At 61.2% G+C, this 16028-nt stretch carries 15 protein-coding genes and 1 tRNA gene; 7 read left to right on the top strand and 9 right to left on the bottom strand.

Going from position 1 to position 16028, the window contains the following annotated elements:
• Window positions 1-51: 51 nt before the first annotated feature.
• Window positions 52-1275, top strand: a complete 1224-nt coding sequence (locus tag I5L03_RS01645) for an NAD(P)/FAD-dependent oxidoreductase (RefSeq protein ID WP_197919964.1) — start codon at window positions 52-54, stop codon at window positions 1273-1275.
• Here I5L03_RS01645 and queG read toward each other — a convergent pair.
• Complete coding sequence (gene queG / locus I5L03_RS01650) at window positions 1259-2320, bottom strand: tRNA epoxyqueuosine(34) reductase QueG (RefSeq protein WP_197919965.1); 1062 nt, start codon at window positions 2318-2320, stop codon at window positions 1259-1261. The genes I5L03_RS01645 and queG overlap by 17 nt on opposite strands.
• 45 nt (window positions 2321-2365) lie before the next feature.
• Here queG and I5L03_RS01655 point away from each other — a divergent pair, with 45 nt between their 5' ends.
• From I5L03_RS01655 to msrB, 3 genes are read left to right on the top strand one after another with little or no spacing between them, the layout of a single operon-like run.
• Complete coding sequence (locus I5L03_RS01655) at window positions 2366-3358, top strand: ABC transporter ATP-binding protein (RefSeq protein WP_197919966.1); 993 nt, start codon at window positions 2366-2368, stop codon at window positions 3356-3358.
• Window positions 3355-4623: an ABC transporter permease gene (locus I5L03_RS01660; protein ID WP_197919967.1), complete on the top strand. Its 1269-nt coding sequence runs from the start codon at window positions 3355-3357 to the stop codon at window positions 4621-4623. Before I5L03_RS01655 ends, I5L03_RS01660 begins: the two co-directional genes overlap by 4 nt.
• A gap of 10 nt (window positions 4624-4633) precedes the next feature.
• On the top strand, window positions 4634-5134 hold the full coding sequence (gene msrB / locus I5L03_RS01665; protein ID WP_197919968.1) for a peptide-methionine (R)-S-oxide reductase MsrB: 501 nt from the start codon (window positions 4634-4636) through the stop codon (window positions 5132-5134).
• Here the strand turns inward: msrB and I5L03_RS01670 are convergent.
• From I5L03_RS01670 to I5L03_RS01705, 8 genes are all read right to left on the bottom strand, one after another.
• On the bottom strand, window positions 5131-6876 hold the full coding sequence (locus I5L03_RS01670) for a hypothetical protein (RefSeq protein ID WP_197919969.1): 1746 nt from the start codon (window positions 6874-6876) through the stop codon (window positions 5131-5133). The two genes, msrB and I5L03_RS01670, sit on opposite strands and share 4 nt — an antisense overlap.
• A gap of 13 nt (window positions 6877-6889) precedes the next feature.
• Entirely contained in the window at window positions 6890-7291 is a 402-nt protein-coding gene (locus I5L03_RS01675) for a GtrA family protein (RefSeq protein WP_197919970.1), read from the bottom strand.
• A gap of 2 nt (window positions 7292-7293) precedes the next feature.
• Window positions 7294-8886 carry an NAD(P)/FAD-dependent oxidoreductase gene (locus I5L03_RS01680; RefSeq protein WP_197919971.1) on the bottom strand — a complete coding sequence of 531 codons (1593 nt, stop codon included), beginning with the start codon at window positions 8884-8886 and terminating at the stop codon, window positions 7294-7296.
• An 80-nt stretch (window positions 8887-8966) separates the two neighbouring features.
• Window positions 8967-9593 carry a PilZ domain-containing protein gene (locus I5L03_RS01685; protein ID WP_197919972.1) on the bottom strand — a complete coding sequence of 209 codons (627 nt, stop codon included), beginning with the start codon at window positions 9591-9593 and terminating at the stop codon, window positions 8967-8969.
• Window positions 9594-9824: 231 nt separating this feature from the next.
• Window positions 9825-9911: transfer RNA gene (locus I5L03_RS01690), tRNA-Leu, on the bottom strand.
• Between the two features lie 143 nt (window positions 9912-10054).
• The gene (locus I5L03_RS01695) at window positions 10055-10291 is read right to left on the bottom strand and encodes a hypothetical protein (protein WP_197919973.1); all 237 of its coding nucleotides are present in this window, start codon (window positions 10289-10291) and stop codon (window positions 10055-10057) included.
• 91 nt (window positions 10292-10382) lie between these two features.
• Window positions 10383-10664, bottom strand: coding sequence for an integration host factor subunit beta (locus I5L03_RS01700; RefSeq protein WP_197919974.1), 282 nt, complete (start codon window positions 10662-10664; stop codon window positions 10383-10385).
• Window positions 10665-10851: 187 nt separating this feature from the next.
• Window positions 10852-11190 carry a GntR family transcriptional regulator gene (locus I5L03_RS01705; protein ID WP_197919975.1) on the bottom strand — a complete coding sequence of 113 codons (339 nt, stop codon included), beginning with the start codon at window positions 11188-11190 and terminating at the stop codon, window positions 10852-10854.
• 183 nt (window positions 11191-11373) lie between these two features.
• Here I5L03_RS01705 and I5L03_RS01710 point away from each other — a divergent pair, with 183 nt between their 5' ends.
• From I5L03_RS01710 to I5L03_RS01720, 3 genes are read left to right on the top strand one after another with little or no spacing between them, the layout of a single operon-like run.
• Complete coding sequence (locus tag I5L03_RS01710; RefSeq protein ID WP_197919976.1) at window positions 11374-13248, top strand: peptide MFS transporter; 1875 nt, start codon at window positions 11374-11376, stop codon at window positions 13246-13248.
• A 7-nt stretch (window positions 13249-13255) separates the two neighbouring features.
• Window positions 13256-14659 carry an amidohydrolase gene (locus I5L03_RS01715; protein WP_197919977.1) on the top strand — a complete coding sequence of 468 codons (1404 nt, stop codon included), beginning with the start codon at window positions 13256-13258 and terminating at the stop codon, window positions 14657-14659.
• Entirely contained in the window at window positions 14656-16026 is a 1371-nt protein-coding gene (locus I5L03_RS01720) for an amidohydrolase family protein (protein ID WP_197919978.1), read from the top strand. The genes I5L03_RS01715 and I5L03_RS01720 overlap by 4 nt, the downstream gene beginning before the upstream one ends.
• Window positions 16027-16028: the final 2 nt, after the last annotated feature.

The raw sequence follows: 16028 nt of genomic DNA on the forward strand, positions 1-16028 counted from the left end.
CAGAGCCGCTGCCGCTTGACGGCGGCGGCGGTTTTGCGCAGGCCTTCCGCCATGACGCGTCATGATGTTGTAATTGTCGGGACTGGCCATGGCGGCGCGCAAGCTGCCATCGCCCTCCGCCAGCAGGGCTTCGAAGGCTCGATCCTGATGATCGGGCGCGACCATGTCCCGCCTTACGAACGGCCTCCACTGTCGAAAGAGTATCTCGCCGGCGAAAAGCCATTCGAACGCGTACTGATCCGCCCGGAGAAATTCTGGGCCGACAAGAATGTCGAATTGCTGCTCGGCAAATCGGTGACGAAAATCATGCCCGAAGAGCGTGAAGTGCAGCTGAGCGGCGGCGAAACGATCGGCTACGGCCGGCTCATCTGGGCGGCGGGCGGCGATGCGCGGCGTCTGTCATGCCCCGGCGCGCATCTCGACGGTGTGCATGCCGTGCGCGATAAAAGAGACGTAGACGCGCTGCTGAAAGACATTGAAGGCGGTGCCAAGCGCTTCGTGGTGATCGGCGGCGGTTATATCGGACTGGAAGCAGCCGCCGTGCTGCGCAAGCTCGATCGCGAAGTCGTGCTGGTCGAAGCGCTCGACCGCGTGCTCAGCCGCGTTGCGGGCGAGCAGTTGTCGCGTTTCTACGAGGCGGAGCATCACCGCCACGGTGTCGAACTGCGTCTCGGCGTCGGTGTCGAGCGGTTGGTGGGCGAAGAACGCGTGACCGGCGTTGTGCTCAGCGATGGCGAAGAAATCGCCTGCGATGCTGTCGTCATCGGGATCGGCATCGTTCCTGCGGTTGGCCCCCTGATCGCTGCCGGAGCGGCTGCTGCGAACGGCGTCGATGTGACCGAAATCTGCCACACCAGCCTCGATAAAATCTACGCCATTGGCGACTGCGCGGCGCACGCCAACCCTTACGCCGATGGCGCGGTAATTCGCCTCGAAAGCGTGCAGAACGCCAATGACATGGCGACCACGGCGGCAAAGGCCATTTGCGGCAATCCTGAGCCTTACAATGCGCTGCCCTGGTTCTGGTCGAACCAGTATGATCTGCGCCTGCAAACAGCCGGCCTGAGTATCGGCCACGACCAGACAGTGCTCCGCGGCGATCCCGACGAGCGCAGCTTTTCGGTGATCTATCTGAAAGATGGCCGGGTGATCGCCGTCGATGCGGTCAATCGCACCAAGGACTATGTGCAGGGCCGCAAGCTGGTGGAAGCCCGCGCCGAGGTGGACCCGGAAGAGCTGGCCGACACAGAGAAGCCTCTCAAGGAGATGCTGTAAGTTCAGCCTTGGCCCATTGCGCAGCCTCGGCGACGACTTCGTCCTCATCTCGGCATAAAGCAGCGACCTGCTCCAACAGATCGACATTGCCGCTGTTCCCGGCGGCGATCAGGCAATTGCGCACGAAGCGGTTGCGGCCGATACGTTTGATCGGGGAGCCGGAAAACTTCGCGCGGAAATCCGCATCATCGAGCTGAAGCAGTTCGGCGAGTTGGGGCTCGACCAGCCCGTCGCGCGGAGCGAAGGCTTTGTGCCGCGCGGCGGTCTCGGCGAACTTATTCCATGGGCACACGGCAAGGCAATCATCGCAACCATAGATGCGATTGCCGATGGCTTTGCGAAATTCCTCCGGGATCGGCCCTTTGTGCTCAATGGTGAGATAGGAAATGCAACGCCGCGCATCGAGGCGGTAGGGCTGCGGGAAAGCATCGGTGGGGCAGGCATCCTGGCAGGCGCGGCATGACCCGCAGCGGTCCGTTCCTGGCGCATCGGGTGTGAGCGGCACTGTCCAGTAAATCGCACCGAGAAACAGCCAGCTGCCATGCTCGCGGCTGACGAGATTGGTGTGCTTGCCCTGCCAGCCCAGACCGGCCGCCTCGCCGAGCGGTTTTTCCATCACCGGTGCTGTATCGACAAAGACCTTGAGCTGGCTGTCCGGCTCCTGCTCCACCATCCAGCGGGCGAGCGCCTTGGCAGCCTTTTTCAGCACGTCGTGATAATCGCGCCCCTGCGAATAGACCGAAATGCGCGCCTTTTCGGCGTCGCCTTCCAGCGCCAGCGGATCGACGTCCGGCGCGTAGGACATGCCAAGCGCGATAACGCTCTGCGCTTCCGGCCACATGCTGCTGGGCCCCTGTCGGACATCGGCGCGGTCCTCCATCCAGCCCATGGTGCCGTGAAGACCCTCGCCCAGCCATTCGTGTAGGCGCTCTGCGCGCACCGCATCATCATCGGCAGGCGCAACGCCCACGGCGGCAAAGCCCAGCTCGCGCGCTTTGGCCTTCAGGCGATCCTCAAGTGAGAGAGTTGACGGCGTGTTAACCATAAAGCGAGTGCGGCTCGTTCATCCTATCCGTGTAGCGGCATCGGCATGGATATGGCGACAGGTGAATTCAATTCGAGCGAAAACGCTGGTGCAGGCGATCCGCGCCCGCTGGCGATCGAGGCGCGCGGCCTCGTCAAACGGTTCGACCAGACGCTGGCGGTCGACGGCGTCGATATCGCCATTCCCGAAGGCGCGATTTACGGCGTGCTCGGCCCCAATGGCGCGGGCAAGACGACCACGCTGCGCATGCTGCTGGGCATCATCGATCCCGACGCGGGCTATCGCCGGATCCTGGGCGCAGACGATCCGCAGGATGTCGCCCGCCGGATCGGCTATCTGCCCGAGGAGCGCGGCCTCTATCCTTCGATGAAAAGCTATGAGGCGATTGCCTTCATGGGCGCGCTACGCGGTGTACCGCTGCCGGAAGGTCGCGAGCGGGCCAAGCAATTGCTGGAAGAGCATGGCCTTGGCCACGCGATCGACAAGCAGATCCGCCAGCTTTCCAAAGGCATGGCGCAGACCGTGCAATTGCTCGGCACTTTGGTGCACGATCCCAAGCTGGTCGTTTTCGACGAGCCCTTTAGCGGTCTCGATGCGATTAATCAGGGCAAGCTGGAAGTGCTGATCCGCAATCTGGCGGACAAGGGCACGACTGTCATTTTCTCGACCCACGTGATCCATCATGCGGAGCGCCTATGTGAAGGCGTGGCCATTATTGCAGGCGGGAAAGTTCCTTATGCGGGCAGTGTCGAAGTCGCGCGCGACAGGATCCCTGCACAAGTGCGGCTGGAGACCCGCGCGCGGGACGGCCGATGGCGTGCTGCCTTGCCCGATGATGCGCGCCGTGTCGGCGACTTCTGGCAATTCCCGCTTCCCACGAGCGGCGTCGAACCTCTGCTCAAGGCATTGATTGAAGGTGACGCAGGCATTCTCTCGCTCAGTATTGAGCGAGCAGGCCTGCACGATGCATTTGTCGCCATCGCCGGTGAAGCCGCCGCACGCGACATGGTTTCGCAGAACGCAGGAGAGCAAGCATGAGCCAGTCGGCGATCGAAACCGGCGGACGCCTCTCCATGTGGCGCGGAGCCTTTGTCATCGCGCGGCGCGATTTCACCGCTATCCTGTTCAGCCGCGCCTTTATTTTCTTCCTGCTCGGCCCGCTCTTTCCTGTTGTCGTGATGGGGCTTGCGGGCGGCGTTGGAGCACAGGTGCAGAGCGAGGCAATGGTCGCCGATGTCGGCATTGCCATGGAAGGCGAGGATGTCGATGCGATGCTCGAGGCCCGCGACGCGCTGGCGAACCAGCTTCCCGGTACTGTGCCGCCGATGGTTGAGCTGGAACGGTTGCAGCCGGGCGAGGATTTTGATGCGCGAAGCGTGCTTGAGAACGCAGAAGGCAGTCTCGCCGCCGTTGTCACGGGCTCACTCGACGCGCCGGTGCTCACCGCTACCGAAGGGCGCATTGCGCGCTGGCAAGGCACGGTCGGCATGGTTGCTGGCTATGCCCGCGATGGTGCGAGGCCCACCGCGCCGCCTGTTGGGACGAGCGTGGTCGTGACCAGCGGCGCACAGGAGAACACCGGCCGCCTTCGCACGGCGCAGGGCGGGCAGGTACTGCTCTTCCTGCTGATCATGCTGCTCGCCAGCATGGTGCTCTCCAACCTCGTCGAGGAAAAGGGCAACAAGATTATCGAAATTCTTGCCGCCGCCATTCCGATGGATGCGGTGTTTCTGGGCAAGCTGTTCGCCATGCTCGGCATCTCGGTGGTCGGCATCGCCGTATGGGGCGGAGCGGGCGCGAGCATTCTATTTGCAGGCGGCATGTCGCTTTCCGATTTCGCCAATCCGGGTGTCGGCTGGCCAATGTTCTTCGCGCTTTTCGCCGCCTATTTCGCGATGGGATACCTGTTGCTTGGCTCGATCTTCCTGGCGGTCGGCTCGCTCGCCACGACGGTGCGCGAAGTGCAGACCCTGTCCATGCCCGCTACCATGTTCCAGATCCTGGTGTTCTTTTTTGCGAGCCTCGTTGTAACCGATCGCGGGGGTATCATCGAATATAGTGCCATGGCATTCCCGCTGAGTTCGCCTTTCGCCATGGTGGCGCGGGCGGCGGTAGAGGAAGCGCTGTGGCCGCACCTGCTGGCGCTTGGCTGGCAGGCAATGTGGGTGGCGATTTTCGTGCGCACGGGTGCGGGCATGTTCCGCCGCCGGGTGATGAAATCGGGCCCGCGCGGTACGGTGCGGCGTGGTCCTCTGTCAGCTCTGCTGGGTGTGTTCAGGAACCGTTCGACACCGACTGGATAGAGTCCATGCTATGGCTGATACAAAGATAATCCGCCGCTCCGCCCTCGCCTGGCTGGGGGCTGGCGCATCCTTGCCTGTCATTTCCGCCTGCGGAGGCAGCGAAGCGCAGGCGCGGCAGAACTTTCCCGTGTCTTATAGCGAGGCCGAATGGCGTCGCCGGCTGACCCCGATGCAGTTCCGCGTGCTGCGCGAAGAAGCAACCGAACGCCCTTACAGCTCGCCGCTGAATGATGAGACGCGGCGCGGCACCTATCACTGCCAGGGCTGCGGCAATCGCCTGTTCTCCAGCGCACATAAGTTCGACAGCGGCACCGGCTGGCCGAGTTTCTGGCAGCCGATCGATAGCGGCGCCGTCGGCTATTCGACCGACTACAACCTCGGATATCCGCGCACCGAAGAGCATTGCGCCGATTGCGGCGGGCACCTCGGGCATCGCTTCAACGATGGCCCACGCCCGACCGGCCACCGCCATTGCATAAACGGTGTGGCGATGGAATTCCGCCCCGCTTAATCGACCCGGTAAACGCGCAAAACACCGCTTTCGAAACCGGCGACAGGCGTGAGCCAATTGGGCACCTCGCCACTCGCGAGAGCATTGGCGAAATTATCGTCCGAAGCGGTGCGATACAGGCCGAGGTCACCGGCTGAGAGGCAGGCGACCACGTAATCGACGTCGTAGTTTGCGATGATGGAGCGGGCGTCTTCGATCTCGCCGGTAAAGGCCTTAATCGTCGCCACCATCGCTTCCTGATTGCGGTGATAGCTTGCCGCGACAACACTGTGCCGCGTCTGGCCGAGAATTTCGGGCGCACTGTCCATGGTGACGAGAAGGAGACCGGGCGCAAGCGCATCGAGTTCTGCAAATTCGCATTCACCCGTAGCAATGGGCGCCGCTGCTCCGCGCGCCATGGTCGGTGTGGGGAAGAGCGGATCGAGCGGCTTGGTGAGCGCGCTCACGAATACAGGTGTCGCGAGGAAGATGCAGCCCAACGTCGCGCCGAGGCGCGGAAGGAGCGAGGGTATCGCGCGCGCCTGTGGAAGCAGCAGCGCCAAAGTGACGGCGGCAAACGGGATGATGAGCAATTGCGCGATCACTGCAGCGCGCATGATGAAAAGGCTGTATCCCCATGCCGACAGCGCCAGCACGAACAGCATCACCCAGCCCATCCCCGCGCCATCCGCAAAGGCTCCTCCGCGTGCAGCGAGCCAGAAACCGCCGACGAGCGGGATCAGCGTCCAGATCAGCATCGCGGCGACCGATACCGGCTGTTTCCAGAACGGCAGGCCTTCGGTGATGTAACCATGCCACCAGCTCGCCAGCACCGGATCGAGCCCGGCCATCGGATTGCTCGCGCAATCGCCAAGGAAGCTGAAGGCAAAAGGCAGCGCGGCCAGCGGAATGAGCACAAGCGCACCTGTGCGCCCGGCTGCATGCTGCTGGAACGGCAGGAAAGGCACCATGCCCGCCACCACTGCCGCCACGCCAAAGCTTGCGATATGGCCGGGCCGCAAAATGTCGCAATAGGCACCAAAAAGCTCCAGATTGGAGCGCGTGCTGAACGCCAGCAAGGCGGCGCAAATGGTCAGCGAGAGCAGGAACCACGGTAGGAGCCGCCGCTCTTCCGCGATATATTGGAGGCCGTAGAGTGCCGCGACCATCGCGACGAGCGGCAGGCCTTCGATCGAAATGGTCAGCCAGATTGCCGCCATCGCGCCCGCCCCTAATGCTCCCCACCGACGCGGCGAAAGCATCAGCGCGGCTGTCGCCAGCGCGAAGACCGCCTGCGGTGCATGATGATCGATCCGCATCGGCGCGAAATTGCCCGGCAGCAGCGGGAAGAGCGGCAGGATGACAAGCCCGAACCCCATCGCCGCGTTGGAAAAGCCCAATCGCAGCATGATGGATCGCAGCGCAAATAGCGCAGGCAGCAGCCAGAAAAGCGGCACCAGCGCCATGCCCCAGCGCTCGCCGAAAAGGGTGATGAACAGCGCCAGCGGCAGGTCCACCAGCCGTGACCAATGCATCGAAAACCCGTCAGGCGGGTTCATCCGATATTGCGTGCCATCCCACCAGCTCTGACCGTCCAGCAGCGCGCGGACCTGCAAAAGGCGAGTCCAGTCATCGGGACCGACAGGCTGCCAGCCGATTAGTGGATGGATGCCAAGGCGCACGGCGCAATAGATCGCCCAGACGGCCAGCACCGCCCATGCCGAGCGCATCAGCGCACCACGATCTGCCCCTCTTTTTGCCATAGCGGGAGGGTGCTTAGCGGAAAACGACGCGGCTGCGCAGTAGCCAAGTTGCGAAAAAACTCACTCCGATCGCGGCAAGCTTGGCAAGGCGCGGATCCATTCCGCTGGCATCGCCGGCCCAAACGATCGCGGTGGTCAGGGCGAGCCCGACCAGGGCCGAAATGACGAACAGCGCCTTTTGCCGCGTCCGCTCGGCGCCGCGCTCGGCGACATTGCCGATAAAGACCGCGCGACTGCTCATCAGCCAATGCGCAATGATTCCGAGAGAATAGCCGACCGCCGAAGCGCCTGCCGCCCAAATGCCCACGGAAAGCAGCGCGAGGAACGTGCCGACATCCACCGCGAGCGCGCCGACGCTCGCCAGCAGGTAACGGGCGAAGCGCCAGTCTGTCAGTCGCTGGAAAGCGGCGATCATGGTCAGGCGGCTTCCTTGTCGCCGACACGCTGCGGCACATCGCGAAGCGAATTCAGCGCAGCGGCCTGATCGGCTGTGACACCGCGCGATGGCAGGCTGGCTTCAGCGCCTTCATCGCCCGCCTCATGATATTCGGCATCTTCATTGACGCACCACGTGTCGTAGATGCGTGTCCCGGTAAGGATGTTCTCCACCGTCAGCATGGCGGTCATCATCGCGTGATCCTGGTTGTTGTAGCGGTGCATGCCGTTGCGGCCGACGAGGTGGAGCGTCGGATGCTTGGCTTCCAGCTCCTCGCGCATGGCATCGACATTGGCCGCATAATCCTCGTCATAGACGGGATAGGCCTTCTCCTGCCGCACCACTGCGCCGCCAACTACCTTGCCGGGAGAAACGAGGCCGAGAATGTCCATTTCTTTTTTGGCGAGCTCGACAAGATCTTCGTCTTTCATCGACCACAGGCCATCGCCTTCGAAGCAGAAATATTCGAGGCCGACACAGGCGACATCCTCATCCGGCACCATTTCGGGCGACCAGCTGCGGAAGTTCTGCACGCGGCCGACTTTCACCTTGTCGTCATGGATGTAGATCCAGTTGTCGGGGAAAAGGTCTTCCGATTTGATCATCAACGCGACCGTCAGGAAGTCGCGATATTTGAGATTGCTTGCGTTGATCGTTGTTTCGGGCAGCGGATGCAGGCGCGCTCCCAGCTGACGCATCGGCGCAGAGCTGATCGCGTGTGCGGCATTGATCACCACTTCGCCTTCGACCCCGCTGGCCGTCATGCGCCAGCCGCCATTGCCATCATCGGCGAGCTGTTTGAGCTCATGCCCCATGATCACTTGGCCGTGGCCGCTGGCGATAATCTTGTCGCGCGCAGCTTCCCACATCATGCCGGGGCCAAGGCGCGGATAGCGGAAGGTTTCGAGCAGGGTCTTGGCCTGCGTGCCGCTGCCATCGTTCAATTTGTTGAGGCCTAGCGAACGCTTCAGACCGTCCACGACTGCGCTCCAGAGCGAAAGGCCCTTGATGCGCTGCGCCGCCCAATCCGCGCTCATTTCATTGCACGGCATGCCCCACACTTTCTCGGTGTAGGTCTTGAAGAAGATCGAATAGAGTTTCTTGCCGAACTGGTTGCTCGTCCAATCCTCGAAGCTTTTGATATCGCGATTGGGAAACGCCTTCGCCTTGCCGTAGCTCAGCATGCACATGGCGCTGCGCCACAGCCCCAGATTGCGCAGCGCCTCGAATGCGCGCAGCGGGTAGGAGTAGAATTTGCCTTCATAATAGATGCGGCTCATCCGCGGGCGCTGGATGAAATCATCCGGAAGGATTTCATTCCACAAATCCACCACCTGTTGGCTTTTTGAAAAGAAGCGGTGGCCGCCGATATCGAAGCGATAGCCTTCGTGCTCAACCGTGCGGCTGATGCCGCCAACATAGGTCGCATCCTTTTCAATGATCGCGACGGTTTTGCCCGCCTTCGTCAGCAGATATCCAGCCGTCAGGCCCGCCGGTCCTGCGCCGATAATGGCCACATCGACCTTGATTTCGCCCGATTGTTTGACTGTGTCAGGCGTTATGGATTGCGACATGAAAGCCCCCGGTTGTTGGTCCTGACCGGGAGTGAACGAAAATGGTTAGGGGATGGTTAATTCGCTACCGCAGCGCGCTTTCATGGCCGTCGCTGAAGGTCTCGCGCTATGCGCGCCAGCTCTTCGAATTGCAGCGTTTCTTCAAAGACGAGGCCGCAAGTCCCATCGCGCCGCCAGCGTACCTTTGCACAGGTGCCGGGCAGTCCTGCGGCGCTGAGCTTCACGCGCTGATCGGTGGCGAAGCTGCTGGAACAGGCGACCTTTGCACCCTGCTGCGAAATATCCTGGATGGTCGCATATTCGCGGTGGCCAAGGCATTCCACCTCTGCAGCGGCGGTCAGGTTGAGGCGCACCGGGCGCTTGGCAAATCTTGAGGGGCTTTCGATAATGCGCTTGATATCGGCAGGCGAAGCGAAGCGAAAGCCGGCGCGGTCGCCATCCTGCCATCTGAGCTCGACCCCGTAGCGATCTCCATTTTGCAGTTCGAGCCAAATCGAGCCGCAATCGGGCATGCGATGAAAAATACGCATCGAAATTCCCGTTTCCGATGCATCGCGGATAACGCCGAGGAATTCGCCGCTGGGGGTAACCAATTTGGCCGCACGAATGAGCAGTGTGTAACGCTTCGCCCGGCGCTGTTCGACTGAGGTGGCCGGCTGTTCGACCATATCAAGGTTGTCTGCATTGCGATATAATTGCTCTGCCATTGCTTTCCCCAAACGCGGCGAACGGGCCGACAATGCGGCACGCTTTATCCTGGGATGGGATAGCCGGCATTGGATGAGCAATTGCGACATGCGGCATCGGTGTTTCCCGCAGGCAATTCTTACCGGGGGCTTTACTACTCGGATTATTGGGGGACGCGAGCGCAGCACTGCGCTGTCGCTTTCGAGTTTTCGGCCACATCAGTCCCCCGGACTGGATCGTGTCACAAAAACTGGTGCGGGCGGTGGGACTCGAACCCACACGATCTATAGGATCAGGGGATTTTAAGTCCCCGGCGTCTACCATTCCGCCACGCCCGCGCCGGTAAGCTGCCTAAACGGATGGCGCGGACCAAAGCAATCGCGTTTTCTTGGATGCGACCGAAATTTTTTCAGCAGTGCAAGGACAAAAATGCCCGCCCTTGCGTCGAGCAAAGGCGGGCTGATTTGAGCCGAAAATTCTATCAGACGGAGGAGGTGGTCCTTGTGCCGGGTGGCGGCGTTGTTGCTGCTTTTTCCTTATCCGCGAATTTCTTCACAAGATAACCACCCGCTCCAAGCGCGAGAAGCGTCGGAAGCCGCAGGCGCGAAATGATCGGGACTGCGAGTGCGCCAAGCACTGCACCACCGGGTCCCTCGATACTGCGAACGTTTTGAGCAGCGCGCGCGCCGACCATTGCACCGATAATTTTGCCAATCATGAAATATCTCCTGTAATTACAAGAGATACTCCCCAAGCTGGCGACATGTTCCGCAACTTATCGCAAATTGCGATCAGCCGATCAGGATCCATCAGCTGGGATTCAGCCGTTCGCGCATTTCCTTGCCTGGCTTGAAATAGGGGACGCGCTTTGCCGGCACGTCTACCGCTTCACCGGTGCGCGGGTTACGGCCGGTGCGCGCTTCGCGCTGGCGCGTGGTAAATGTGCCGAAACCGCGCAATTCGACCCGGCCACCTTCCGCCAAGCGTGCGGTGATCTCATCGAAGAAGATGTCGACAACCTGCTCAACCTCATCGGGCTTTAGGTCTGGATTGTCCGCACAAAGCGCCTGAAGAAGCTCGGACCTGATCATGTTTCCTCCCGATTGGGTAACGTAACGGTGCGACCCGCATCAATTGCAAACGATGTGCCGTCCAAAGCACATTGACATTTGTTAATTGCCAGATATCGCCTCGCGGCGCAATCCTGAGCCTGAATTTTTGCAAGTTTTTTCTGTTGTTAGTCGTGACGACGCTGACAAAAGCGCTGTTCGCGCTGCGTCAGGCGGTCTCGGCCAGATCGGCGACCGAAAGGTTCAGACGCGTCATTTTCTGCTGAATATCCGGCCATTCTTCACGCAGAAACGCATCGCGCTCGCTTTCCAGCAATTTGGCAGAAGCGCCTTCGCGTACAAACATGCCGACCCCGCGCTGGACGCGGATCAGGCCGTCTGCCTGGAACTGCTGGTATGCTTTGGCAACTGTCAGCGGATTGGCGCCTTGTTCCGCGGCAAATGCTCGCACGGAAGGCAACATTTTTCCTTCGGCATAGCGCCCATCGATGATGGCGGCGGCAATCTGCTCTCGCAGGCGAAGGTAAACGGGTTTCGTATCGGCCATGGTGGTGCATCACTGCCATAATACAGCGCGTCAGGTCAAGTAGGCTAAAGGCCTGTATCAGACCACGCGGGAGGCCGAAAACGGCTTCACATCGTTGAAACAAACGCTAGGGTGCGCGCCTAACACGGCATGACCGGTGATATGGTCACAGCCGATAAGTGTCGGACGGGGAAATCGCATATAATGACTGAATTGAAAGAGCTTGCGCTGTGGAACTATGCGGATTGGGCGGCGGCCATATCCGTGCTCGTCCTGGGAGCGTTTCTTGTAGGCGGCGCCTTGGCCATCACGCGGCCGCAGGAAGAGGTGCTGGGCCATCCCAAAGGCCTCTACATGCTGTTCTTCGCGGAAATGTGGGAGCGTTTCTCCTATTACGGCATGCGTGCGCTGCTGACGCTCTATCTCGTCAAGCACTGGCTATTCGACGATAGCAATGCGAACCTGATTTACGGCGCCTATACCAGCCTTGTTTACATCACGCCGGTGCTGGGCGGCTGGCTGGCTGACAAATATCTTGGCCAACGAAAAGCGGTGCTGTTCGGCGCAGTGCTGCTGACAGCTGGCCACTTCTTCATGGCCTTCGAAGGGGATGGTTCGGGCTACTCTAACGACAGTACGGTCAATATCTTCTGGCTCGCTCTGGCGCTGATTATCGTCGGCTCAGGCTTCCTGAAAGCCAATATTTCAGTGATGGTCGGCCAGCTTTATCCGCGGACCGATATTCGCCGCGATAGCGCCTACACCATTTTCTACATGGGCATTAACTTGGGCGCGGCCACGGGCGTGCTGATCGCTGCCTATATCGGTGAGACGGTGAGCTGGGCTTGGGGCTTTGGCCTTGCCGGCTTCGGCATGCTGCTGGGTCTCGTCGTTTTCGTGCTCGGCAAGTCGCTGCTACGCGGAAATGGCGAATCGCCTGTACCCGCCAAGCTCAAGGAGAAGGTTGCAGGCCTTAATCTCGAATGGCTGCTTTATGTCGTCGGCCTCGTCGGCGTAGCGGTGATCTGGGTGCTGATCCAGTATCAGGAAGCTGTCGGCTGGATCTTGCTGCTCTCGGGCATTCTTTTGCTGGGCTATGTACTCCAACAGGCGCTGTACAAGCTGCCGGGTGAAGACGGCACGGTAAGCAAAGGCTCCACGACCGGCATCTTCTACGGCGGTGTCGCGGCGCTGCTGGTGGCTGCCGCACTGATGTTCTACCAGAATGGCACGAGCCTGATTTCCAATGCAGTGGGCGGACTGGGCCTGATCCTGGTCATCGCAGCAAGCGCAATGGAAGCGAAGAAAAGTGAGAACTATGCGCGTGACCGCGTATTCGCGATGATCTTCGTCATCCTGCTCATGCCGCTGTTCTGGGGCCTGTTCGAGCAAGCCGGTGGCTCGATGAACCTCTACACCGATCGCCATGTCGATCGCGGAGGCATCCCGACCACATTCTTCCAGTCGATCAACCCGATCTACATCATTGTGCTTGCACCGCTGTTCGCCGCCGCATGGCAGTGGATGGCGCGCGGCGGGTGGGAGCCTTCGGCCATCGCCAAGATGGGTCTCGGCATCGTGCAGATGGGCCTCGCCTTCGTTGTCTTCGTCTGGGGTGCAGAGCAGTTCAGCGTTACGGGAGAAGCTGGCGCGTTGCTGACGCCGGTGCTGTTCCTGTTCCTCTTCTACCTGCTGTCGACCACGGGTGAGCTCTGCCTCAGCCCGGTTGGCCTTTCGGCAATCAACCGCCTTTCGGCACGCCACATGGCCAGCCTGATGATGGCAGCCTTCTTCTTCGGCACTGCAGGCGGCAATTATGTCGCGGGCTTCATGGGATCGCTCATGGGTGAAGGCGAAGGCGGCGATATGACGCGCGAAGCGGCGCTGGAAGTCTATTGGGCCATGGGCCTTGTGGCTGTCGGCATCGGCGTTTTCGTCACTATCGTCAGCCCGCTGGTGAAGAAGCTGATGCATCTCGACAAGCTGAAAGACGACAATGTCGGCGATGACCTGGCCGGGCAGTCCGAAGGACCGGGCGAGCCACAGGGCGCAGGCATCCATCCTGAAGTGAAGGGATAAGAAGCGAATGGACCGTCACTATTGGAAAGGCGGTCCAGCCGCCGCGTTCACCAGCATCGTCGCGCTGGCGCTGACCGGCTGCGCAGCGGCATCGGGCGCCACCGGCCCCGAAACCGCCGCTGCTCCTGCCGCCAGCGACGCATCGAGCGAGCCCTATGCGTCGACCTATGAGCGCTATCCGGGCGTGCCCACTGCATTGGTAGGCGCTACCATTTATGACGGCGCTGGCGGCCGGATCGAGAACGGCGTGGTACTGTTTGCGAACGGCGAAGTGGTGGGCGTGGGCGATTCTAGCCTCACCATCCCGGACGGCTATCTGGAAATCGACGGCACCGGGCGTTTTGTAACTCCCGGCATTATCGATATCCACTCGCACCTTGGCGATTACCCTTCGCCGAGCGTGCCTGCCCATGCCGATGGCAATGAGGCGACCAGCCCGACCACGCCCGAAGTGTGGGCCGAGCATTCGGTTTGGCCGCAGGATCCGGGCTTCAGCCGCGCGCTCGCGAACGGCGGTATCACCTCGCTGATGATCCTGCCGGGATCGGCGAACTTGATGGGTGGCCGCACGGTGACGCTCAAGAATGTGCCAAGCCGCACTGTGCAGGGCATGAAATTCCCCGGCGCACCCTATTCGATGAAAATGGCCTGCGGTGAAAACCCCAAGCGCGTCTACGGTGGCCGGGGCCGCATGCCCTCCACCCGCATGGGCAATTTCGCCGTCAACCGCGAAACATGGATGGAAGCGCAGGCGTGGATGGAGCGGGACAATCCTAGTCGTGATCTCGCCATGGAAACGCTTGCGGGAGTGCTCGATGGCGAAATCGGCATCCAGAACCACTGCTATCGCGCTGATGAAATGGCGCTCGTCCTCGATATGGCGGATGAATTTGGATACCAGGTATCCGCATTCCACCATGCTGTCGAAGCGTACAAGATCGCCGATATTCTGGCAGAGCATGATGTCTGCGCGGCAGTCTGGGCGGACTGGTATGGCTTCAAGATGGAAGCTTATGACGCGATCCCCGAAAACGCCGCGCTGCTGCACAATGCGGGTGCCTGCGTCGTCATCCACTCGGATGATGAAAACGGCATCCAGCGCCTTAACCAGGAGGCCGCAAAGGCACAGGCCGATGGCATCCGCATGGGGTTCGACATTTCTGACGCCGATGTAATTGGCTGGATCACTCTCAACGCCGCGCGCGCCATGGGCATCGACGAGATGACGGGCAGCCTTGAGGAAGGCAAGATGGCCGATATCGTGTTGTGGAACGGCGATCCGCTCTCGGTCTATTCTCGCCCCGAAATGGTGTGGATCGATGGTGCACTCATGTACGATATGAACAATCCGCTGATGCGCCCGGTAAGCGATTTCGAGCTTGGCCAGCCCGGTGAAGGAGATGTGAAATGAAGCGCCTCCTGACTTTCGCCGCCTCGGCCATAGCGCTCGCCGCCAGCCCGCTCGCCGCGCAGGATATCGCGATCACCGGCGCGACTGTCGCGACGGGCGACGGCAGCGATCCGATCGAGAATGCCACTGTCGTCGTGCGGGGTGGCCGTGTGGTTGCTGCTGGCGCCGGCGTGCAGGTGCCTGCGGGCATTCCGGTGCTCGATGGCACGGGCGCATGGGTGACACCCGGCATCTTCGCCTCGATTACCAATATCGGGCTGGAGGATGTCGGCGCAGTTTCGGCCAGCAACGATATCGATGCGGACGATTCGCCGTTCAGCGCGGCATTGGACGTTGCGCCCGCCATCAATCCGCAGGCGCAGGATTTCAGCTATAGCCGCGCGGGCGGTGTGACGCGGGCGAGCGTTACGCCGGGCGCAGGCTCCTCCATCTTTGCAGGCCAAGGCGCGATTATCGATCTGGGTGCAGATTTTGACGCTGTGCGTGAGGCGCGCGCTTTCCAGATGGTCGAGATGGGTGAACGCGGGGCGCGTTTGGCCGGTGGCAGCCGCACCTCTTCGCATGCCCTGCTCCGCAATGCCCTTCGCGAGGCGGCCGATCTCGATGACGTGGGTCGGCTACGCACAGTGACGGACAATGGCCGCGTGCGCAGCGGCGATGATCTCTCGATCGATCCGCGTTTGGCTGGTCGGGCAGAACGCGAAGGCGATGTGCTGCTATCCCGCTTCGATGCCGCCGCACTGGTCCCTGCCCTGCGCGGTGAGCAGCAGCTTTACGTCCGCGTCGAACGTGCGAGCGATATTTTGGCAGCGATTGCCCTGCGCGAAGAATTCCCCTCGCTCGACATGGTGATCGTGGGCGCAACTGAAGGCTGGATGGTCGCAGACCGAATCGCCGCGTCGGGCATTCCGGTGATCGCCGCTGCCCTGCGCGACTTGCCCGCCAGCTTCGAGCAGCTTGCAGCCACGCAGAGCAATGTCGGCCGCATGGTCGATGCAGGCGTCACCGTCGCCATCGCGCAATACGACAGCAGCGGAGAGCATCCGCGCAACCTGCCGCAAATGGCAGGCAACCTGGTAGGCATAAATAATGTGCCGGGGCACACGGGCCTCACTTGGGGTGAGGCATTTGCCGCGATCACATCGGTGCCTGCGCGCATTGCCGGCCATGCCAATGAAGGCGTGCTGCGAAACGGTGCGCATGGCGATCTGGTACTGTGGGATGGCGATCCGCTGGAAGTCAGCTCTGCCCCGGTCCGTGTGTGGATCGACGGCGTGGAACAGCCGCTGGAAAACCACCAGACACGGCTGCGCGAACGCTATCGCACGCTGGACGAAAGCCAGCTTCCGCCAGCCTATCGGCGTTAAAG

This window comes from Aurantiacibacter sediminis, assembly GCF_016019885.1.
GTDB classification, from domain to species: Bacteria; Pseudomonadota; Alphaproteobacteria; order Sphingomonadales; family Sphingomonadaceae; genus Alteraurantiacibacter; species Alteraurantiacibacter sediminis.